This window comes from Pseudomonas mandelii (genome assembly GCF_006438925.1).
In the GTDB taxonomy this organism is placed as follows: Bacteria; Pseudomonadota; Gammaproteobacteria; order Pseudomonadales; family Pseudomonadaceae; genus Aquipseudomonas; species Aquipseudomonas mandelii_C.
The window spans coordinates 16,869-37,950 of sequence record NZ_RCZA01000006.1; the positions used below are offsets into that span (position 1 = coordinate 16,869).

Annotated in this window: 19 protein-coding genes; 10 read left to right on the top strand and 9 right to left on the bottom strand. The window is 60.8% G+C overall.

Annotated features, from left to right (window positions below):
- Positions 1–4 precede the first annotated feature (4 nt).
- From EAH74_RS14705 to EAH74_RS14715, 3 genes are all read left to right on the top strand, one after another.
- Positions 5–1,093: a ferredoxin--NADP reductase gene (locus EAH74_RS14705; protein WP_140679477.1), complete on the top strand. Its 1,089-nt coding sequence runs from the start codon at positions 5–7 to the stop codon at positions 1,091–1,093.
- A 99-nt stretch (positions 1,094–1,192) separates the two neighbouring features.
- Positions 1,193–1,939 carry an SDR family NAD(P)-dependent oxidoreductase gene (locus tag EAH74_RS14710; protein WP_140679479.1) on the top strand — a complete coding sequence of 249 codons (747 nt, stop codon included), beginning with the start codon at positions 1,193–1,195 and terminating at the stop codon, positions 1,937–1,939.
- A gap of 72 nt (positions 1,940–2,011) precedes the next feature.
- On the top strand, positions 2,012–3,592 hold the full coding sequence (locus EAH74_RS14715) for a FadD3 family acyl-CoA ligase (protein WP_140679480.1): 1,581 nt from the start codon (positions 2,012–2,014) through the stop codon (positions 3,590–3,592).
- 330 nt (positions 3,593–3,922) lie between these two features.
- Here the strand turns inward: EAH74_RS14715 and EAH74_RS14725 are convergent, their stop codons facing one another.
- Positions 3,923–4,801, bottom strand: a complete 879-nt coding sequence (locus EAH74_RS14725; RefSeq protein WP_140679482.1) for an SDR family NAD(P)-dependent oxidoreductase — start codon at positions 4,799–4,801, stop codon at positions 3,923–3,925.
- Positions 4,798–6,540, bottom strand: coding sequence for an FAD-dependent oxidoreductase (locus EAH74_RS14730; protein ID WP_140679484.1), 1,743 nt, complete (start codon positions 6,538–6,540; stop codon positions 4,798–4,800). The genes EAH74_RS14725 and EAH74_RS14730 overlap by 4 nt, the downstream gene beginning before the upstream one ends.
- A 265-nt stretch (positions 6,541–6,805) precedes the next feature.
- Between EAH74_RS14730 and EAH74_RS14735 the strand changes: the two genes are divergently transcribed.
- The 3 genes from EAH74_RS14735 (at position 6,806) to EAH74_RS14745 (ending at position 10,840) form a co-directional block, all read left to right on the top strand.
- Positions 6,806–8,383, top strand: a complete 1,578-nt coding sequence (locus tag EAH74_RS14735) for a DUF1302 domain-containing protein (protein ID WP_140679486.1) — start codon at positions 6,806–6,808, stop codon at positions 8,381–8,383.
- A 22-nt stretch (positions 8,384–8,405) separates the two neighbouring features.
- The gene (locus EAH74_RS14740; protein WP_140679488.1) at positions 8,406–9,785 is read left to right on the top strand and encodes a DUF1329 domain-containing protein; all 1,380 of its coding nucleotides are present in this window, start codon (positions 8,406–8,408) and stop codon (positions 9,783–9,785) included.
- A 77-nt stretch (positions 9,786–9,862) separates the two neighbouring features.
- Complete coding sequence (locus tag EAH74_RS14745; RefSeq protein ID WP_140679490.1) at positions 9,863–10,840, top strand: 5'/3'-nucleotidase SurE; 978 nt, start codon at positions 9,863–9,865, stop codon at positions 10,838–10,840.
- Between the two features lie 193 nt (positions 10,841–11,033).
- On the opposite strand, the gene EAH74_RS14750 is transcribed toward EAH74_RS14745, so the two are convergent.
- From EAH74_RS14750 to EAH74_RS14760, 3 genes are all read right to left on the bottom strand, one after another.
- Positions 11,034–11,492: an REP-associated tyrosine transposase gene (locus EAH74_RS14750; protein WP_140679491.1), complete on the bottom strand. Its 459-nt coding sequence runs from the start codon at positions 11,490–11,492 to the stop codon at positions 11,034–11,036.
- A gap of 251 nt (positions 11,493–11,743) precedes the next feature.
- The gene (locus tag EAH74_RS14755) at positions 11,744–12,688 is read right to left on the bottom strand and encodes an alpha/beta hydrolase (RefSeq protein ID WP_140679493.1); all 945 of its coding nucleotides are present in this window, start codon (positions 12,686–12,688) and stop codon (positions 11,744–11,746) included.
- Positions 12,675–13,514 (bottom strand): SDR family NAD(P)-dependent oxidoreductase, encoded by an 840-nt coding sequence (locus EAH74_RS14760; RefSeq protein WP_140679495.1) that lies wholly within the window; start codon positions 13,512–13,514, stop codon positions 12,675–12,677. Before EAH74_RS14760 ends, EAH74_RS14755 begins: the two co-directional genes overlap by 14 nt.
- Before the next feature lie 145 nt (positions 13,515–13,659).
- Between EAH74_RS14760 and EAH74_RS14765 the strand changes: the two genes are divergently transcribed.
- The 4 genes from EAH74_RS14765 to EAH74_RS33090 all read left to right on the top strand — a co-directional run bounded on the left by EAH74_RS14765 (position 13,660) and on the right by EAH74_RS33090 (position 17,425).
- Positions 13,660–14,703, top strand: coding sequence for a Rieske 2Fe-2S domain-containing protein (locus tag EAH74_RS14765; RefSeq protein WP_140679496.1), 1,044 nt, complete (start codon positions 13,660–13,662; stop codon positions 14,701–14,703).
- Between the two features lie 135 nt (positions 14,704–14,838).
- Complete coding sequence (locus tag EAH74_RS14770) at positions 14,839–15,969, top strand: helix-turn-helix transcriptional regulator (protein ID WP_046054842.1); 1,131 nt, start codon at positions 14,839–14,841, stop codon at positions 15,967–15,969.
- Positions 15,970–16,056: 87 nt separating this feature from the next.
- Entirely contained in the window at positions 16,057–16,605 is a 549-nt protein-coding gene (gene nudE, locus EAH74_RS14775) for an ADP compounds hydrolase NudE (RefSeq protein ID WP_140679497.1), read from the top strand.
- A gap of 652 nt (positions 16,606–17,257) precedes the next feature.
- Entirely contained in the window at positions 17,258–17,425 is a 168-nt protein-coding gene (locus EAH74_RS33090; RefSeq protein ID WP_170206624.1) for a hypothetical protein, read from the top strand.
- Between the two features lie 53 nt (positions 17,426–17,478).
- Here EAH74_RS33090 and dmpG read toward each other — a convergent pair whose 3' ends face one another.
- The 4 genes from dmpG to EAH74_RS14805 are packed head-to-tail and all read right to left on the bottom strand — an operon-like array spanning position 17,479 to position 21,069.
- Positions 17,479–18,513, bottom strand: coding sequence for a 4-hydroxy-2-oxovalerate aldolase (dmpG, locus tag EAH74_RS14790; RefSeq protein WP_140679500.1), 1,035 nt, complete (start codon positions 18,511–18,513; stop codon positions 17,479–17,481).
- Between the two features lie 13 nt (positions 18,514–18,526).
- Positions 18,527–19,435, bottom strand: a complete 909-nt coding sequence (locus EAH74_RS14795) for an acetaldehyde dehydrogenase (acetylating) (protein WP_140679501.1) — start codon at positions 19,433–19,435, stop codon at positions 18,527–18,529.
- Between the two features lie 18 nt (positions 19,436–19,453).
- On the bottom strand, positions 19,454–20,245 hold the full coding sequence (locus EAH74_RS14800) for a fumarylacetoacetate hydrolase family protein (protein WP_140679503.1): 792 nt from the start codon (positions 20,243–20,245) through the stop codon (positions 19,454–19,456).
- Entirely contained in the window at positions 20,242–21,069 is an 828-nt protein-coding gene (locus tag EAH74_RS14805; protein WP_140679505.1) for an alpha/beta fold hydrolase, read from the bottom strand. Before EAH74_RS14805 ends, EAH74_RS14800 begins: the two co-directional genes overlap by 4 nt.
- Positions 21,070–21,082: the final 13 nt, after the last annotated feature.

The following is a 21,082-nucleotide window of genomic DNA, read 5'->3' on the forward strand; positions in this document are numbered from 1 at the left end:
GAACATGGGCACGCAACAGCAGAACCTGACACCGGCCGAACCCGCGACGGGAAGCTACTCATTGCAAGTGTGCGCGGTGATCGACGAGACCTTTGATGCGCGCTCGCTGGTGCTGGATATACCGCCAACCTTGCGTGAGCGCTTTCGTTACAAACCGGGCCAGTTCCTGAGTTTTCGCGTGCCTTGCGCCGGCAAGCTGTTGACCCGCTGTTACTCCATGGCCAGCTCGCCGCTGTCGGATGCGCTGCCCAAGGTCACGGTCAAACGGGTCGAGGGCGGCCGGGTGTCGAACTGGATGAACGAGGTGCAGGTCGGTGACTGGCTGGAGGTGTTGCCGCCAGCCGGACATTTCTGTCTGGACGAGCATCAGCCAGGCGCCGACTCCAGGCCGTTGGTGCTGTTCGGTGGCGGATCGGGCATCACTCCGGTGTTTTCCATACTCAAGTCGACGCTGCGCAGCAGCCAGCGGCCGATCAAATTGATCTACGCCAACCGTGATGAAGCCTCGGTGATTTTCAAGGATGAGTTGTGTCAGTTGATCAAGGCGCATCCTGATCAACTGCACGTGGTGCACGTCCTCGACACGGTTCAGGGTTTCCTGACCGAGGCTCAGGTGCGTCATCTGCTGCGCGGTTCGGCTGGCGGAGACTACTTTATCTGCGGACCGGGGCCGTTCATGGACACCGTGGAGCGCACGCTGCTGGAACAGGGCGAAGCCGCCGAACGCATCCACGTCGAGCGCTTCGCCTCGCCTCCGGATCCCGACGAACTACTCGCTGAAGCAACCCTGGCACGGGCCGCGGCCCTCGGATCACTGTGCGAGGCGTTGATTGTCGAGCTCGATGGTCAACCGCACGAGATTGCCTGCCGCCCCGGCGACACCCTTCTGCAAAGCTGCAAAGCGGCAGGCCTGGACGTGCCCTCTTCTTGCGAAGAAGGTTTTTGCGGGGCCTGCATGTGCGTCGTCCAGGAAGGTGAGATTCAGTTGGCACGCAACGATGTGCTCAGTCACAAAGAGTTGGCCGAAGGCTGGACGCTGGCCTGCCAGAGCCGTCCAACCGGCGCCCGGGTACGGTTGAAATTCCCGGATTGAACGTCCGTCAGCCCTAGTCTCAACGGACGATCACCTTGGCCGTGTCTGCGGTTAGACTCGGCCACAGCATTAGCCCACAACAATAAAAGAGGTGCAGTTATGGCTCGTTTGCAGAACAAGGTCGCGGTGGTTACCGGCGGCGCTTCAGGGATCGGTCTGGCCTGTGTGCGCCGCTTCGCCGCTGAAGGCGCGCAAGTGGTGGGGCTGGACATCGGCACCGCACCGGCGGATTTCCCTGGCCTGTTCATGACCCTCGATGTGCGCGACGAAGCGCAGGTCCAGCAGGTCATGCAAGAAGTCATCGGCCACTTCGGGCACATCGACGTGCTGGTCAACGCAGCCGGCGTTGCCGATCAGGGCAGCGTGACCCAGACCACCACCGCCAACTGGCAACGGGTGATGGACATCAACCTGACAGGCAGCATGCTTACTAGCAAATACGCGCTGGAATCGATGGTGTCGCAACGCAGCGGTTCGATCATCAATGTCGGCTCGATCTTCGGCCTGCAAGGCTGCGACGGCAACGTTGCCTATAACGTCTCCAAGGGCGGCATCAACCAGCTGACTCGCTCGATGGCCATTGATTACGGCTACGCCAATATCCGCGTCAACGGCTTGTGCCCCGGCCTGATCGAAACGCCGATGACCAGCATGGTCCGCGAGCAGGAAGCCTTCCACGCCTTCTTCGCCTCGCAGCACATGCTCAATCGCTCCGGGCAACCGGAAGAAGTGGCCAACGTCGCGCTGTTCCTGGCTTCAGACGAAGCGTCCTTTGTCAGCGGCCAGATGATCGCAGTGGACGGTGGTTTCTCCGCCGGTCGCCGCTTCGCCCCGCCCGCCCAGTAATTCTTTATCCGGCCGGGCGCCCTGCCCGGCCCACTCCCTTTTTCGCCACTGTCTTCTAACCGGGGAGGCCCCATGCCGCCTGTCGCAAACGCACTGACCATCGCCCAACTGTTCGCCAACGCTGCCCAGGCCTACGGCGACCGCCCGGCCATCGAAGATGACGGGCGCTCGATCAGCTACCGAGAACTCGACCAACTGCGCCGCCAAGCCGCCCGCGCGCTGCTGGCAATGAACGTTCAAGCCGGGGATCGGGTGGCGATCTGGGCGCCTAATGTGTGGGAATGGATCGTGGCCGCCGGTGCGCTACAAAGTGTCGGCGCTGCACTGGTGCCACTCAACACCCGCATGAAAGGCAGCGAGGCTGGCTACATCCTGCGTGAAAGTGGCGCCTGCATATTGTTCGCCATCGGTGAATTTCTGGGTGCGGACTACCCGAGCATGCTGGCGTCTGAAGCACTGCCGGCGCTACGACAGATCGTCACCTTGCGCAGCGGCGGGTCGGGCACGCTGAACTGGGATGACTTCCTCGACCTGGGCGCAGACGTTTCGCAATTGTCCCTGCGAACCCGCGAACAAAGCTTTGGCCCGCACGCGCTGTCCGACCTGCTGTTCACTTCGGGCACCACCGGCAAGCCCAAAGGCGTGATGACCAACCATGGACAAAATCTGCGGGTGATACGCGACTGGAGCGAGGTGGTGGGCTTGCGTGAGGGCGATCGCTACCTGATCGTCAATCCGTTCTTCCATTCCTTCGGTTACAAGGCCGGTTGGCTGGCGGCGCTGATGCGCGGCTGCACCATCGTGCCGCAGCAGGTGTTCGATGTGCAGGCGGTGCTTGAATGCGTCGAGCGCGAACGGATCACCGTCCTGCCCGGCCCGCCGACGCTCTATCAGTCATTGCTCGCCCATCCGCAACGCAGCGAATTTGACCTGACGTCATTGCGGGTAGCGGTGACCGGTGCCGCGGCGATTCCGGTGGAGATGATCCGGCGCATGCGCGACGAACTGGGGTTTGCCACCATCGTCACCGCCTATGGTCTTACCGAAGTCTGCGGTTTTGCGACAATCTGCCGTCCTGGTGATTCGCCGGAATTGGTGGCCACCACTAGCGGTCGGGCCATGCCTGGCGTGGAAATCCGCTGCGTTGGCAGCACCGGCCGCAGCCAACCGGCCAACGCTCCCGGCGAGGTTCAGGTGCGCGGCTACAACCTGATGCAGGGTTATTTCAATGATCCGCAGGCCAGCCGGGAAGTCCTCGATGCCGACGGCTGGCTGCACACCGGGGACATCGGCGTGCTCGACGAACAGGGTTACCTGCGCATCACCGACCGCCTCAAGGACATGTTCATCACTGGCGGTTTCAACGTGTACCCGGCGGAGATCGAGCACTGTTTGCTGACCTACCCCGGCGTGGCTCAGGTTGCGGTGATCGGCATCCCCGATGAACGTCTGGGTGAAGTGGCGATGGCCTTCCTGCTGCCAGCTCCTGGCATTGAGATCGAGCAGGCCCGATTCCTCGCCTGGTGCCGCGAGCAGATGGCCAACTACAAAGTCCCGCGCCGGGTGCGGGTGCTTGAGAGCATGCCGCTCAACGCGGCGGGGAAAGTGACCAAGAATGTGTTGCGTGAGTGGGCCTTGCAGCCAGTCAATTAAACACAATCCCTGTGGGAGCGAGCTTGCTGAATGTGGGTTAGACCACCCGCGCCGGATGCTGCTGGCGCGGGTGCCGCGAGCAGATGGCCAACTACAAAGTCCCGCGCCGGGTGCGAGTGCTTGAGAGCATGCCGCTCAACGCAGCGGGCAAAGTGACCAAGAATGTGTTGCGTGAGTGGGCTTTGCAGTCAGTCAATTAAACACAATCCCTGTGGGAGCGAGCTTGCTCGCGATGGCGGCCTGACAGTCAACATAGATGTTGAATGTGACGGCCTCATCGCGAGCAAGCTCGCTCCCACAGGGTTTTGGGTTGGGCCTGCTGAATGTGGGTTAGACCACCCGCGCCGGATGCTGCTGGCGCGGGTCGCCGAGCATGGCGCGGTGGGAAGGTGGCTGGCGGCCGCCGGCTTCGCTGATGCCGTAACCGGCGGCTATTTCGGCGGTGATTAATGTCTGCCCGGAGAACGTCATCAACTGCGGGTCATTGAGCAGAGCGTGAATCACCCGGCCGTTGAATTGCGGGGTTTCGGCATTGGCCAGAAAGGCCTTGTATTGCTCGCCATGTTGCTCGCCGGCTATCCGGGTGCGTTCGGTCAGTTGCGGGCCGAGCCATAGCGATAACGCCGCCACGCCTCGCCCCTCGAAATCGATGGCCATGTCGGCCGCCAACTTGTCGCAACCCGCTTTTTGCGCGCCATATGCAGGGCCATGCATGTAACACCCGGCACCGAATGACGAGGTGAAACAGATCAGCCCTCGACCGCTGCGCAGCAACAACGGCGCGGCGTGATAACTGGCGATATAAGCCGAACGCAGACCCACGTCGAGGATCCGCACCAGGTCCAGCGGCTTCTCCCAGAAAGGTCCCGGCTCGATCAACTGGTCATGAATGAACGCGGCATTGTTCACCAGCAAATCCAGTTGACCGCATTCGCTTTCAACCCGGGCGAACAGCGCCTGAACCTGGGTGTCATCTGCATGATCGCAGACCACCGCAATACCACATCCACCGGCAGCGGTAATCGCAACCGCGGTGTCTTCCAGCGAGCCGCGCAACGCATGGCCGTATAAATTCGATCCACCGTGCTCCGGATCGCGTCCGGTGACGAACACCGTCATGCCCGCAGCGCCAAGGGCCAAGGCGATGCCTTGACCGACCCCGCGACTGGCGCCCGTCACGACGGCAACTTGTTTGCGTTGCTGATTCATTCGACGCTCCTGAACAGGCTTTTGGCCGAGCTGGTCTCGATCTGACACTTGATGTGATTGGCCGCCAGGTAACCGAAGGTCATTGCCGGGCCGATGGTCGAACCGGCGCCCGGATACGTGCGCCCCATCATCGAAGCGGCGCTGTTGCCGATGGCATACAAACCGTTGATGGGTTGCCCGCCCTCATGCAGCACGCGGGCGTGAACATCGGTCAGCAAACCACCCTTGGTGCCGATATCCCCGGCATCAATGCGCACGGCGTAGAACGGACCTTTGAGCAACGGCGCCAGGCAAGGATTGGGCTGCACATTCGGATCACCGTAGTAGCGATCGAACAGCGATTCACCTTTATGGAAATCTGTGTCGACACCCTGTACGGCCATGCCGTTGAAACGCTGCACCGTACGGACCAGGCCGGCACCGTCGACGCCAATTTTTTCTGCCAGCGCCTGCAAACTCGCGGCCTTGTAAAAGTACTCGCGCAGATGCTCGGGCAGCTGCCAATCGGGCTGCGCGTAGCCTGGTAGTAACGCGCCGCAGGGGTACTTGCGGCGGAATTCGGCGTCGAACACCATCCAGCACGGCACACTCACCGCGCCTTCGCGATTGTTGGCGTACATCGCGTAAACGATATCGGTATAGGGCGCGGCTTCGTTGACGAAGCGCTCGCCGGCAGAGTTGACCAGCACGCAGCCCGGCAAGGTCCGCTCGACGAACAGTGCACGCTGCTTTTCTTCGCCCTGGACATGGGTGGTCGGCGCCCACCAGCTATGGTCCATCAGCGCAGTGCGAGCACCGATGGCCTGACCGGCGCGAATGCCGTCACCGGTATTGTGCGGCGGTGTGGCACTCCAGTCGGCTTGGGTCGGCTGTGGCAGATACTGCGTACGCATCGCCTGATTACGCTCGAAACCACCGGCCGCGATGATCACCCCGTAGCGTGCCTTGACGTTGAGTAACTGCCCGTCGCGACAGACGCGAACGCCGCCAACCCGATCACCGACGAGCAGCAGTTCTTCCAGTGCACAGTTCAGCCAAAGGGACTTGCCGCGATCCTGCAACGAACAGCGCAAGGCACCGATCAAGGCATTGCCAAGGGTCAGGAAGCGGTCACGCCGTGACAGCCTCCGCCCCTCGCGGTCACGCCAGTAACGCCACATCACCCGCAGTGTCAGTCGCAACCAGCCAGGGCCACGGCACAGCAGCACCTGTGCCTCTTTCATGGTCATCGCCATGCGTCCCATCATCAGTGTTCCGGGGGATGGCGCACGCATGCGCAGAAACTCTTCACCCAGTTCGGCAGCGTCAAATGGTTGCGGGTCCATGGAGCGGTAGCCCGATTTTCCGCCTTCGACTTCCGGGTAGTAATCGGCATAACGAGGCTGCGCCTCGAAGCGCACGCGGGTCTGTTGCTCAAGGTATTCGACCATCTCGCGGCCGTGTTCGACATAGGCTTCGATACGCCCGTCATCGATCTCGCCATGGGTCACCGCACGGATATAGGCGATCGCTTCTGCCGCAGAATCACTGCCGCCCAAGGCTTTGATCCGGTGATTGTCCGGTATCCAGATGCCGCCGCCGGACACCGCCGAGGTACCGCCGTATTCGGCGCTCTTCTCGATCAATAGCGCATTGAGGCCCAGATCGTGGGCACGCAGCGCCGCAGTCATTCCCCCCGCTCCGGAGCCAATCACCAGTACATCGCAGCACTCATCCCATTTGATCCCGGCAGCTTTCATGCGATCACCCTTGCTCAGCGCCCATCAGGCAGAAACCGCCGCCGCCAGATCTTCGCCCGGTGCAGTCGGTCTCGGGATTGTTCGCCGCGAGCCCTGAACGGTCATCGTCCGATGGGACTAAGGCGATGGGCGCCCCAGCCCCGTGCAAATCGCTTAGTCCGCTTGGACGATGTTGCGCCCCAAAGCTGACTCCATAGTCGCCCACAGCATCAATCACCCCCCTGAAATGCAGGTCGGGCAGGTCTGACCTGGGCATGAGGACGACATGATAAAAACAATAATCGCCCCACAATCGCTGCACCCTCGCGTACAGCTGGCCATGCTTTTGCTGGCTGGTGGACTGGGCAGTCAAGCCAGCGCCATGAGTTTCCAGCCGAACGAGGATTTGAGCGTCGACTGGGATACCACACTGACTTACAGCCTGGCCTGGCGGACCGAGTCTCGCGATCACAAGCTGACGGCCAATGCCAACGGCAACGACGGCGACAACGCGTTCGACAAAGGCAGCCTGATCAACAACCGCAGCGGTTTTCTCACCGAGGCCAACATCAAATGGCGTGAGGATTACGGGGTGTTCCTGCGTGGAACGGGCTTCTACGACAACGTTTACGATCAGGGCAACGACAACGACACAGGCACCTCGAACTGCTTCGCCGGCGGTCATTGCAACCGTCCCGACCGGTTCTCCCAGGACACCATCGATCAACACCGCAATGAACTGCGCATGCTCGATTACTACGCGTATGGCACCTGGGACATCGGTGGCCACAACTTCAACGCGCGGCTCGGCAATCAGGTGGTGAGCTGGGGTGAAAGCCTGTTCTACCCCGGCATTTCCGCCGCCCAGAGCCCGGTGGATGCGACCAAGTCGACCACTCCGGGGGTTGAGGTCAAGGAAATCCTGTTGCCCGTCGGCCAATTGTTCACGCAGTTCAGCCTGACCGACAGCCTCGATCTGCAGGCCTACTACCAATACAAATGGGAAAAGACCGAGCTGTTCGGCGTGGGTAGCTACTTTTCCACCACCGACTTCATCGACGAGGGCGGCTTCAACGACGCCAGCGGTTTCCTGACACGCCTGGGTGACGACAAGCCGAGCGACAGCGGCCAATACGGTGTGGCCCTGACCTATGCGGCAGAGTCGCTGAACAACACAGAGTTCGGCCTCTACTACTCGCGCTACCACGACAAGACCCCGTCGCTGGATTTCCAGACCGACCTGGGGCACTACCGTGTGCGCTACTTCGACAACATTGACCTGTACGGCGCGAGTTTCTCCACGGTGCTGGGCAGCGTGAGCTGGGCCGGTGAAGTCAGCTACCGCGACGGTCAGCCAGTGATGGTCGACAACGGTTTCTCAAGCCCGGTGCGCGGCAAAACCCTGCAGGCGCAGACCTCGATGATCTACGTGCTCGGCCCGACTTCATGGGCCGACAACACCACTCTCACCGGCGAGCTGGTCTACAACACCGTGCTCAGCAACGACAAGTCGGAACCTGTGACATTCGCCCCTGGATTCTCGCAGCCGGGCACCGACAGTCTGGTCTATGACCGCGACGCCTTCGGTTACACGGTGCAGGCGAACTTCGATTACAACAACGTGTTCAGCGGCTGGGACATGTCGGTGCCCGTCACCTACAGCACCGCAGCCCAGCATGACAGCGCACTGGTGGGATCGATCAACTCAGGCCAGGGCGACGACCGCGCGAGCATCGGCAGCTCGTGGCGCTATCTGGGCAACTTCACCGTCGAGGCCCGTTACAACGCCTACCTGGGCAACGCCAACAACGCCCCGTTGGCCGACCGCGACAACGTCGCCCTCAACTTCAAATACCGGTTCTGATCCCCTGATGGAGGAGCACAGCATGTCTAGATTTACCCACACATTGTTGGGCACGGCGTTGGCCGTCAGCCTGCTCGGCAGTGGCCTGGTTCAGGCCAAAATCAGCAATGAAGAAGCCGCACGCCTGGGTCAGGACCTGACCCCGATGGGTGCCGAGAAAGCGGGCAACGCCGACGGCAGCATCCCGGCCTGGACCGGAAAATGGCGCGGCTTGCCGCCGCAGCTCAAATACGCTGGCCCCGGCACGCCGTACCCGGACCCGTACGCGGCAGAAAAGCCGTTGTTCGTGATCAATGCGCAAAACATGGACAAGTACGCCAACAACCTCACCGATGGCCAAAAAGCGTTGCTTAAACGCTACCCCGCGACCTTCAACATTCCGGTGTACCCGAGCCATCGCGACTTCCGTTTCGATCAGCGCCTGGAAGACCTCGTCAAGAAAAACGCGGTCAGCGCCGAACTGGCCAACGACAACAACGACACGCAAAACGCCTGGGGCGCCTCGCCGTTCCCGATTCCAAAGAACGGTAGCGAGTTGATGTTCAACCATACGCTGGCCGGACGCGCCAATACCGAAGAGGCCAACTACGGGCAGGCGGTGGTCTATTCCAACAAGGAACGTGTGCTCGAAGAGGTCAATTACAAGATCTTCTCGATCTGGTCCAGCCCGGATAAAACCCTGGAGAGCGCCAACGGCATTCTCACCAACTTCCTGATCACCACCCTGGAGCCGGTGCGCAAGAAAGGCGAGATCGTCGTCGGTCACGAGTTCATCAACCCGACCGCCTCCCCTCGCCAGGCCTGGCAGTACAGCCCGGGGCAACGTCGGGTACGCCGCGCACCGACCGTGGGTTATGACTCGCCAAGTGGCGCCGGCGGCTTCCGGGTGTATGACGAAGATCGTTTGTTCAACGGTGCACCGGATCGCTACAACTGGACCATCGTCGGCAAGAAAGAAATCTACATCCCGTACCACAACTACAAGATCGACGACCCGAGCGTGACCACCGACCAGATTCTGGCCACCACCGGCCACATCGATCCGCAGTACATGCGCTATGAAAAGCACCGCGTCTGGGTCTTGCAGGCAACCCTTAAAGAAGGCGCCCGGCATGTTTACGCCAAGCGTGTGTTGTACCTGGACGAGGATTCCTGGGCCGCTACCCTGGCCGACAACTACGACAGCCGCGGCGTGCTTTGGCGCACCAACATGCAGACCTCGATCTACGCCTACGAGCTGCAGCGCTACCACGCTCGCCTCGGGATCTACCATGACCTGATCGCCGGCTCGTATCTGGTTGACCGTATGTTGATCGATCAAAAGCCCGCCAAGCTCAACGCCACCGCCTTCACTGAAGACGAATTCACCCCAGGCAACCTGCGCAAACTCGGCACTCGCTAAACCCTCTGCGCCCTGACCGATTTACTCGGTCGGGGCGTTGTGCTTTTTTGAACTCGCTCATTTCACGGAAAACCCCCATGAATAAATTGCTCACTGGCGTCATCGCAATGGCCAGCGTCGGTCTGTCGATGCAGGCCAACGCCCTGAACATCCTGCTGACCAACGACGACGGTTGTCGGGCGCCCGGCATCGATGCGATGTACCGGGCGCTGACAGCCGCCGGGCATCAGGTGACCCTCGTGGGTCCGTTGAACGACAGCAGTGGCATCAGCGCGGCCAGCGTGGTCGTGCCCGGGCAGGCGTTGGCAGTGACCGAGTTGGCACCAGGCAAATTTTGCGTCGGCCCACCCGAGGGCTACACCCCGCCCCCGGGCAAGACTTCCGCCATCGGCACCCCGGTGGATGCAGTCAATGTTGGCCTGGACGTGCTGCTCAAAGACAATCCGCCTGACCTGGTGGTGTCGGGCAGCAATTTTGGTGAAAACGTCGGCCCGCTGACGCAAATGTCCGGCACCTTGAACGCAGCGGTCCGCGCAATGTTCAAGGGCATTCCGGCGGTGGCGGTGTCGACCGCCATCGACATGGACCTGATCATCCGCGACCAACAGGCCGGCTACCGAAAAACCCTCGGCGCCATGGACGACACTGCCCGGTTTGCGGTGAAGGTTATCGAGCAGGCGAGTCTCGCGGGTGCTCAAGCCAAACAGGCCTGCGAAAAAAACAACCTCGGCTGCGAATTGAATGTGCTCGGTTTGCCGGGTGTCAGCGGGTTGAATATCAATTACCCGGCGCTGGCGGCCAGTGAGGTCAAAGGCGTGAGTGTTGCCCCGATCGGCAATTGGGACCGGGTGAACTTCACCTCCCAGCACGGCGCCGACGGCGTGGTTCACGTCAACCTGGTGGCCCCGCCGACACCGACGGCCGCCCAGCAACAGGCCGATGCGTATCAGTTGTCGCAGGGGCACGCGGTGATCACCGTGATCGACGGCAACATGAGTGCACCGGGTGCGGTGCAGGATCAGGCGAAGGACATGTTGCGTGGGGTCAAACCTTAAGGCACGCAGAATCCCCTGTGGGAGCGAGCCTGCTCGCGAAGAGGCCGGCATTTTCAACATTGATGTCGCCTGCCAAACCGCCATCGCGAGCAAGCTCGCTCCCACAGGGTTACTGGGTGTACACAAAATCTGCGAACACCCCGAACTACTGTGGGAGCGAGCTTGTTCGCGATGGAGGCGACACGGTTTCTGATCAAACCCAAATCGCGTCCCACAGCGGATACTCGCCGAGCCGCTCTACCAGCCCTGCCCGCAATGGGTTCGCGACGACATAACGAGCAAGTTTCACCAAGTCCTCATAACGCCGCAGCGCCCGATCGTGATAACCCTGTTGCCAAAGGCTGCCTCTTCGACCGCAGGACATGTTCACCGAGCGCGTACTCAATGATTTGGTTTTTTGCATCAGTCCACTCAGTGAGCACTGCTGCAATTCGATCAACCAATGAAAATGATCGGGCATGACAACCCAGGCCAAAGAGTTCGCCCAGCCTTGTTCCTGTGCACTTCGAAATTGGTCGACGACCAACCTGCCCAAGCCGAAATCCTTGAAAACAGGTTCTCGGTCAAGTGTGTTGGTGGTCAGCAGATAAATCCTGTTGGGTTCGGCATAGCGGCCGACGCGTAGACGATGTGAAGCGGGTAAATCAGGCATTCCTTTGCCTCTCTCATGCTGATGTCATGAGAAGGCTAGCCCTGTAAATGCCAGAGGGTGAGGCAGACTTTGAGCTAAATGTGTCTGGAATATAGCTATCGCGAGCAAGCTCGCTCCCACAGTTTGATCTTCAGTGAACATCAAACATGTGGACTACAGAAGTCCCCTGTGGGAGCGAGCTTGCTCCGGGCGGCGCTCCGACGATGACGGCGCCACTTTCAACATCAATGTTGACTGACAGTCTGCCATCGTCAGAGCGCCGTGTTCGCCTCAGATAGCGCCCTGCGCAGGTCGGCCGCGGCATCGGACAAGGCTTGCGTAGCGCGCTCGACAAACGGCGCCATGCTGATAAACCCGTGAATCATGCCCTCGCAGCGCTGCACCCGCACTGACACGCCGGCTTCCCGCAGACGCAAGGCAAACGCCTCGCCCTCGTCCCGCAAAGGATCAAACCCGGCGCTGATCAGGGTGGTCGGCGGCAAGTCAACCAACCGATCGGCGCGCAACGGCGAGGCCAAGGGGTCATCCCCCTGATCGGCATCCTGCAGGTACTGCTGCCAAAACCAGTACATCATCGCACCGGTGAGGAAATAGCCCTCGGCAAAATCCTCATAAGACTTGCTGTCGCAGCGTGCATCGGTGACCGGATAAAACAGGCACTGATAACTGATTTTCGGCCCCTGGCGTTGCGCCGCCAGGCGACTCACGGCGAGCGCCAGGTTGCCCCCAGCACTGTCCCCGACCAGGCCCAGCCGGTTGCCATCGACGCCCAGTTCAGACGCGTGCTCGACCAGCCAGCAGGTGGCCGCATAACAATCGAGCGGTGCCGCCGGGAACTTGTTTTCCGGCGCCAGTCGGTAGGCGACCGACACCACCACCGCCTCCGTCAGACTGGCGAGCGAACGGCAGAGGTTGTCATGGGTATCGAGGTTGCCCATGACAAAACCGCCTCCGTGGAAGAACACCAGCAGCGGCAGGTTGTCCTGCTCCAGTGGCCGATACAGCCGCGCATCCAGTTCGCCCGCCGCGCCGGCGACCCGCAGGTGACGCACTTCGATCATCGGGTCGCCGGGGATGGCAGGCAGCAGGTTGTCGGAAAACTGCCGATATTGCTTGGCATCGAGCTGGCTGAAGTCGGGTTCCGGCAGGTCGCGAAACTGCTGGAGCACTGCGGCGATCTGCTTATCGAGCGGCATCAGCATCTCCCCCTACATCGGTCATTTGAAACAGCGGATTGGTTTCTTCCAGGATGCTTTGCACACGTCGCTCCAGTGCCGGTTTGAAACCTTTGTGAGGGAAGACCCAGAAGCGTTTTTCGGCGATGGCGGCGAACACCTGCTCCGCCAGTTCGCTCGGCGTCATGCCTTGGCGGATGCTGCTATCAAGCAGTTGACTGAATGACGAACCGGCCGCGTCCACCACTTGATTCGACGCCATGATTTCACTGGCCACCGGCCCTGGGCACACCACCGAGACCGATACCGGCACACCGAGCATGCTCAATTCGTAGTGCAGGGTTTCCGAGAGTGCGACCACTGCCTGCTTGGTCACATTGTAAGGCGCCATCAACGGGCTGCTGAGCAAGCCCGCGAGGGACGCCGTGTTGATCACATGGGCCGCCCGCCCCTGGCGCAAAAACAGCGGCACGAAACTGCGAATGCCATTGATCACACCGGTGAGATTGACGTTGAGCACCCGTTGCCATTGCTGCGCAGTGATTTCCCAGCTGTAGCCGGTCTGCATCACTCCGGCGTTGTTGAACAGCAGATCAACCCCGCCAAAGTGCTCGAGGGCGATATCGCGCAAGCGCTCGACTTGCGCCAGATCGCCAACATCCGTGACGCAAGCTATCGCCTGCGCACCGCCCGTCTGTAGTTCATCGCACAGCGCTTGCAACCCCGGCCCATCGAGATCGGCCAGCACCAGGCGCATCCCCAATCTTGCCGCATGCTCGGCCAACCCCCGGCCAATACCACTGGCGGCCCCGGTAATCACCGCGACCGGCCCTTGTTCATTGCTCATCGCCAACTCCTGCACTGGGTCCAATGGCGTCAGTAGAGCGGGCGGGCGTAAACCGGCCATCGTCCATTCAGACGATGCCCGCTTCTACAGGGGCGGCAGAATCCGTGACAGGCGCCAAGCCCGTGAACCCTGGGAGAATAATAAGATGAGTACTTTGCACCGCATCGAAGCCAAACTGCTGGAAGACCGCTACGCCCGTGGCTGGCATTGTCTGGGCCTGGCTGCCCAATACCGCGACGGCAAGGCCCATCGCCTGGAGGTGTTCGGCACCCGGCTGGTGGCCTTTCAGGGCGAAGACGGCGAGCTGCATATTCTGGATGGCTATTGCCCGCACATGGGCGCCGACCTCAGCACCGGTTGCGTTGAAGGCAACTCGATTCGCTGCCCGTTCCACGCCTGGCGCTGGGGTGCCGATGGTGTCTGCGATGACATTCCTTACGCCAAACGCATTCCGCCACGGGCCCGACTCAAAAGCTGGCCGCTCTTGGAAGAAAACCAGCTGCTGTTCGTCTGGCATGACCCGGAAGGCAACCCGCCGCTCCCTGAGCAACGCATCCCGCGCATTGACGCTTGCTTCAGTGAAAAGTGGGCCGCGTGGGAAGTCGCCGAACTGCAGATCGGCACCAACTGCCGCGAATTGATCGACAACATCGCCGATATGGCGCACTTCGGTACGGTGCATGGCGCCCCCGTCGAGGAATTCAGCAACGTCTTCGAAGGTCACCTGGCCACCCAGATCATGAGCGCCCGCAGTGAGCGCTTGTCCGGCGACAGCGCGTTGAGCACCGTGGCTACCTACTTCGGCCCGGCCTATCAGATCACCGAAATGACCGGCGCGATGAATGGCCAGCCGATCCATTCGATCCTGCTCAACTGCCACGTGCCGATCGACCTCGACAGCTTCACCCTGCGCTATGGCGTGCTGGTGAAAAAGATTCCCGGTCTCAGCGAAGAACAGAATCAGGCGATGGCCAAGGCCTATGTGCAACAGGCCCAGGAAGCCTTCTACGAAGACGTGACGATCTGGCACAGCAAGACCCGCGTCGACAACCCGCTGCTGTGTGACGGCGATGGCCCGGTCTATCAGTTGCGCCGCTGGTACGAGCAGTTCTACACCGACGTCGCGGCGCTCTCGGCCGACGTGCTGGAGCAAAAACGGTTCGTCGTGCGCGCCAGCGAACGGGCCTGAACACAGCGGCCTTTCGCGCTCCCTGCGCCTGACCGGCAGCCGCCCGTCAGGCCTTGAGCCCGAGCGTTGCAAGGAGTCGATATCGGCGCTTATTCTCGGCCACCGCCAACGCTAATAATAAGAACGGTTTTCCCTATGCAGCAGAGCCTCAGCCTCGATACGTTCAGTGATTTGATCGGCAACCTCTATCAGGGACCGCTGGAAACCATTCCCTGGGCGACCTTTCTCAACCAGCTTAACGTGTACCTGGAAAGCAAGTACGTGACCTTCATCCTGCGTCCGCCCAGCGCGCATGTGGATGGCTTGATGGTCAACACCACCGGTACGTCGACCGAGGCGACCGCGTCGTACAACAAACACTTTTTCACCCTCGACCCGTTTGTCGACCTGCCCAACCGCCAGGTGGTGACCCTCGCCGAGTTCGTGTCCAACGACGATTGGCAGCACTCGGAGTTCTACAAGAATTTCCTCGAACCGGTGGATGTTTTCCACATCCTCGGCGCCGACATCAATACCTGCGACGGCGCCCAGTGCCGTATCCGCATCAGTCGCGGACGCGATGACAAAGCCTTCGGCAACGAAGAGAAAGCCTTGCTGACGCACTTCATTCCGCACCTGGAACGCTCGATCAAGATCCACATGCAGCTCAATCGCATCGAAGCCGAGCGCAACCTCTACGCCGGCGCGGTGAATCAGTTGGCGGTCGGTACGATCATCCTCGACGAGGCTGGCAAAGTGCTGCAAACCAACCAGGTCGCCGATCGGCTGATCCAGGAAAAGGACGGCATCAAACTGGTCAACGACGGCCTGCAAGTCGGCACCGCGCGAGACACTCAAGAGTTCCGGCGCCTGGTGAAGCAATCGCTGCTCTCGCAAAAAAGCAGCAACCCGTCGGTGGTCGAAGCCCTGCGCGTGCAACGGCCTTCCGGGCGAGCGGACCTGGGGATCATCGTGCGCTCGGTGCCGCTGTCGGACTGGAGCGAAGGCAAACAATGCCCCACCGTGGTGATTTTCATCAGCGACCCGGAGCAACAGTCCACCGCGCCACAGGAGATCGTCCGCGCACTGTTCGACTTCACCCCGGCCGAAACTCAACTGGCCATGTTGTTGGCCAACGGCTTGACCCTCGACGAAGCCTCCGAAGAGCTGGGCATCAGCCGCAACACCTCGCGGGCGCACCTGCGATCGACCTTCTCCAAGACCGGGGTGACCCGCCAGACCATGCTTGTGCGGCTGATCCTGCGCAGCGTGGCAACACTCGGTTAGCGTTCAACCTCCGCCCTCGTCCGCTCGGACGATGGCGGCCATCCCGGCATGGCGCACAGTGGTTTTATCCCAACCAGGGGCCTGACCATGCGCAACTGTCCAACCATCCTCAAGACTGAATTACTGGCTGAAAGCGGCTATTTTCAGATCGAAGCTTTGCACCTGCAATTCAGCAACGGCCAGCAGCGGGTTTATGAACGGCTGCGCGGCACCGGTTATCGCTCGGTGATGCTGGTGGCGATGCCCGATCCGTTGCATGTGTTGCTGGTCCGTGAATATGCGGTCGGTGTCGAAAAAACCGTGCTCGGCCTGCCCAAGGGCGGCGCAGAACCCAATGAAAACTATCTGCAAGCGGCGCAACGCGAACTCTGCGAAGAAGTCGGGATGCGCGCTGCACGCCTCAGCGAACTGGGCGAACTGACCCTGGCACCGGGTCACCTGTGCCATCGCTACCGCGTAGTGCTGGCCGAACAGTTGAGCCCTTGCCAACTGGTCGGCGACGAGCCCGAACCATTGGAATGCCTGCGCGTGCCGCTGGCACAGATCCCCGACCTGGTGGCCCGCGGCGAACTCAACGAAGCGCGGGCCATTGCTGCACTGTTCATGGCCATGGGGGCCATCGCCCGGCGTGGATGACTTAAATCCCAGACAACACACAAAACCTTTGGGAGCGAGCTTGCTCGCGAAGACGCCGGCACATTCAACATCAATGTCGCCTGACACACCGCCATCGCGAGCAGGCTCGCTCCCACCGGGGATTCGGGACACACACAAATCCCAGGCAACACACAAAAACCTGTGGGAGCGAGCCTGCTCGCGAAGACGCCGGCACATTCAACATCAATGTCGCCTGACACACCGCCATCGCGAGCAGGCTCGCTCCCACAGGGGATTCGGGACACACACAAATCCCAGGCAACACACAAAACCTGTGGGAGCGAGCTTGCTCGCGAAGACGCCGGCACATTCAACATCAATGTCGCCTGACACACCGCCATCGCGAGCAGGCTCGCTCCCACAGGGGATTCGGGACACACACAAATCCCAGGCAACACACAAAAACCTGTGGGAGCGAGCCTGCTCGCGAAGACGCCGGCACATTCAACATTGATGTCGCCTGATACACCGCCATCGCGAGCAGGCTCGCTCCCACAGGGGATCGAGGTCGTACGCAAATATCCGGGCTGACCCTCCCACAGGGGCCTGTGTAGTCCATTCGGACGAAGCCACGTTCCGTCAGCCGCAATACCTTGCCTCTACAACAATAAAATCTGTGTCGAGTCTCGCTATGCGAAAAGCCACCTTTGCCCTGTTCATCATCGTCTGCGCCGGCAGCACCGCCAGCCTGTGTCAGCGTTTCAAGAATGAAGCCTACCGACCGACCACCGCGTTCATCAGTTGCTCGGCCAGTGCCATTAATTGCTATCCCCCGCTGGTGCGTAATCTGCTCCCATAAAAAAACCACCGTAACTGCAAGCCAGTTCGGTGGTTTTTTTTGTTGCCCAAACGTCAGGTTGGCAAGACACCCCGCGAACGTGACAGGGTCAGCGCCAGGTCTTCGATCATGTCCTCCTGACCGCCGACGGTGCCGCGTCGACCCAATTCCACCAGCAGCTCACGTGCGGCAACGCCGTACTTTTGCTCGGCCCGTTTGGCGAACAGCAGGAACGAACTGTAGACCCCGGCGTACCCCAGGGTCAGCGCATCGCGGTCGAGGCGGATCGGCTGGTCCATCATCGGCACCACCAGGTCCTCGGCAACGTCCATGATCCGGTACAGGTCGATGCCACTGTTAACGCCCATCCGCTCAAGCACCGCGACAAACACTTCAAGCGGCGTATTGCCCGCCCCTGCGCCCAGCCCCGCCACCGAACCGTCGATACGTGCGGCGCCCGCCTCGATCGCGGCAAGGGAATTGGCAATCGCCATGCCCATGTTGTGGTGACCGTGAAAACCGACTTCGGTCCCGGCGTTCAGCCCGGCTCGCAATGCAGCGACTTTCTCGGTGACTTCATCAGGCAGCATGTAGCCAGCCGAGTCAGTGCAGTAAATGCAGTTGGCCCCATAACTCTCCATCAACCGCGCCTGCTCCAGCAGTTTTTCTGCGCTGACCCTGTGCGCCATCATCAGAAAGCCGACGGTATCCAAGCCCATCTTCGCTGACATGCCGATGTGCTGGCCGGAGACGTCCGCCTCGGTGCAGTGGGTGGCCACACGAATGGTCGACACCCCGTGTTCATGGGCCATTCTCAAATGATCGAGGGTGCCGATACCCGGCAACAACAGCGCCGAGACCTTGGCCTGTTTCATACGAGGGATCACCGCCGCGAAGTAATCCTCGTCGCTGTGGGCGGGGAAACCGTAGTTCAGCGACGCACCGCCCAGGCCATCGCCGTGGGTGATTTCGATCAGCGGCACGCCGGCCGCATCGAGACCGGTCGCGACCGAGATCATCTGCTCCAGACTGATTTGATGCTGTTTGGCATGCATGCCGTCGCGCAGGCTCATGTCGTGCAGACGGACGCTCTTACCTTGCAAATTCATGGCAATTCTCCACTCAACGGACGGGCAGTTGCAGGGTGCCCTTGTGGGCTTCTTCGGCGAACATCTCGGCGGTACGCAGCCCCGCAGCGGTCATGATGTCGAGGTTGCCGGCGGACTTTGGCAGGAAGTCGCCGAGGCCTTCGACTTCGATGAAAATCGACACCTTGTGCCCATCGAACACCGGGCCATTGATCAGCTTGTAGCCGGGAACATAGCGCTGCACTTCCTTGACCATCTGCAACACCGAGGTGCGAATGGCGTCCTGATTCGGCTCGTCATCCGTCAGGCAGTGGATGGTGTCGCGCATCATCAGCGGTGGCTCGGCCGGGTTGATGACGATGATTGCCTTGCCGCGTCGGGCGCCGCCAATCTTCTCCACCGCTCCGGCCGTGGTGCGGGTGAATTCGTCGATGTTCTGGCGAGTGCCCGGGCCGACCGAACCGGAGGACACGGTGGCGACGATCTCGCCGTAACTCACCGACTGGACCCGCGACACTGCCGCGACCATCGGAATGGTCGCTTGGCCACCGCAAGTCACCATGTTGACGTTCATCGCCAACGTCGCCGCATGCTCCTTGAGATTGACCGGCGGCACGCAGAACGGGCCGATGGCCGCTGGCGTGAGGTCAATCATGATCACCCCGAGTTCATTGAGCTTGCGGCTGTTTTCCGCGTGTACGTAGGCCGAGGTGGCATCGAAAGCGATGCGAATATCATCGTCGAGCACATGGGGCAGCAGCCCGTCGACGCCTTCGGCCGTGGTTTTCACGCCCAATTCACGGGCGCGTTTAAGGCCCTCGGATTGGGGGTCGACGCCGACCATCCAGACCGGCTCGATCCATTCCGATCGACACATTTTCATCAGCAAGTCAGTGCCGATATTACCCGGGCCGATAATGGCCGCTCTGAGTTTCTTGCTCATCCGGTTAAACCCCACAGGTCAGGCGCAGAAGGACACCTGGGCACTGCCCAGGCCATCGATGGTCAGAGAAAAAAGGTCACCCGCACGCGCAGGCTCCAGCGGCACCAAAGAGCCTGAAAGAATGATTTCCCCGGCCTTGAACGGAATACCGAAAGCACCCAGGGTGTTGGCCAGCCAGGCCACGGCCGTGAGCGGATTACCCTGCACCGCCGAGCCAAAACCTTCGCTGACAGGCTCGCCATTCTTGAACACACGCATGCGCAAGTTGGGCAAATCCAGTGTCCGTGGATCGACCTGAACATCACCCAGCACGAACACGCCGCAAGAGGCGTTGTCGGCGACGGTGTCTTGTATGCGGATCCGCCAGTCATGAATCCGTGAGTCGACGATCTCGAAGCACGGCATCACATATTCGGTCGCTTCCAGCACGTCGGCTTCGGTCACACCGGGGCCGATCAGATCGTGCTTGAGCTTGAAGGCAATCTCGCCCTCGGCGCGCGGCTGAATCAGCTTGTTCGCAGCGAGGGAGATTTGCGCGTCATTGGCGAACGACATCTGCCGGGTGATGAAACCGAAATCCGGCTGATGCACGTTGAGCATTTGCTGGACCGCCGCCGACGTCACACCGATTTTCTTGCCGACAATCCGGTCACCGGCGGCCACTCGGCGTTCGATGCTGTAGAGGGAAATATGGTAAGCGTCTTCGATGCTGATCGATGGCCAGCGCTCGGTCAGCGGCGCGAGGGTGGTGCCGCTCAGCAACGCCTGATAGAGCTCTTCGCCGAATTGACGGCGCAGTTGTTCACTCATGAGCGAGCCTCCTCAAAGAACGCCAGGCACTCGCCGTTGAACAGTTCACGGTGCTCGACCATCACCCAATGCCCGCATTCGCTGAGCAGTACAAATCGAATGTTCTGGCAGTGCTGCATCATCGTTTGCGCGCCAGACACCGGGCAGAATTTGTCGTTCATGCCCCAGAAACCGAGGATCGGACATTGCAACTCGTCGAGGTGCGAGGTCATGTTCGGCACTTGCATGGTCGACAACACGCAGACCGGTTGCTGTCGCACCACGGCGACCCGCTCATTGACCGTTTCGTCGCTGATCAAGGACTCATCGAACAGTTGCAGCGCCAGCAGCCGGCGCATTCCGCCCGCATCGTGCAGTTCACCCTTGGCGAAGGCCGCCCCCATTTTCTGGATGCCTTCCATCTGCAAGTAATACTGTTCTTTTTCCATCAGGCCACCGGGCGCCATCAGCACCAGCCGGCTGACCCGCTGCGGTTGGTCGAGGGCCAGTTTGATCGCGATCGCACCGCCCAGAGAATTGCCGACCAGCACACATTGCTGGATATCCAGGGCATCGAGCAAACCACTCAAGGCGGCGACAAAGAAATCCAGGGTGTAGAGGGTGTCTGGCTTATCTGAAGCGCCATAACCCGGCAGGTCCGGGACGATGGTCCGGTAGCCTGCCGCGGCAAACACCGGGTAGTTCTGCTTGAAATTGCTGTGACCGCTGGCGCCCGGCCCGCTGCCGTGAATGAAAATCACCGGCTCGCCGTTGCCGATATCCAAGTAGTGCAGATGCAAACCATCCGGCAGCGTAACGAAGTGTCCTTGCGCTGATGCGTCCATAAGGTGTCCTCCC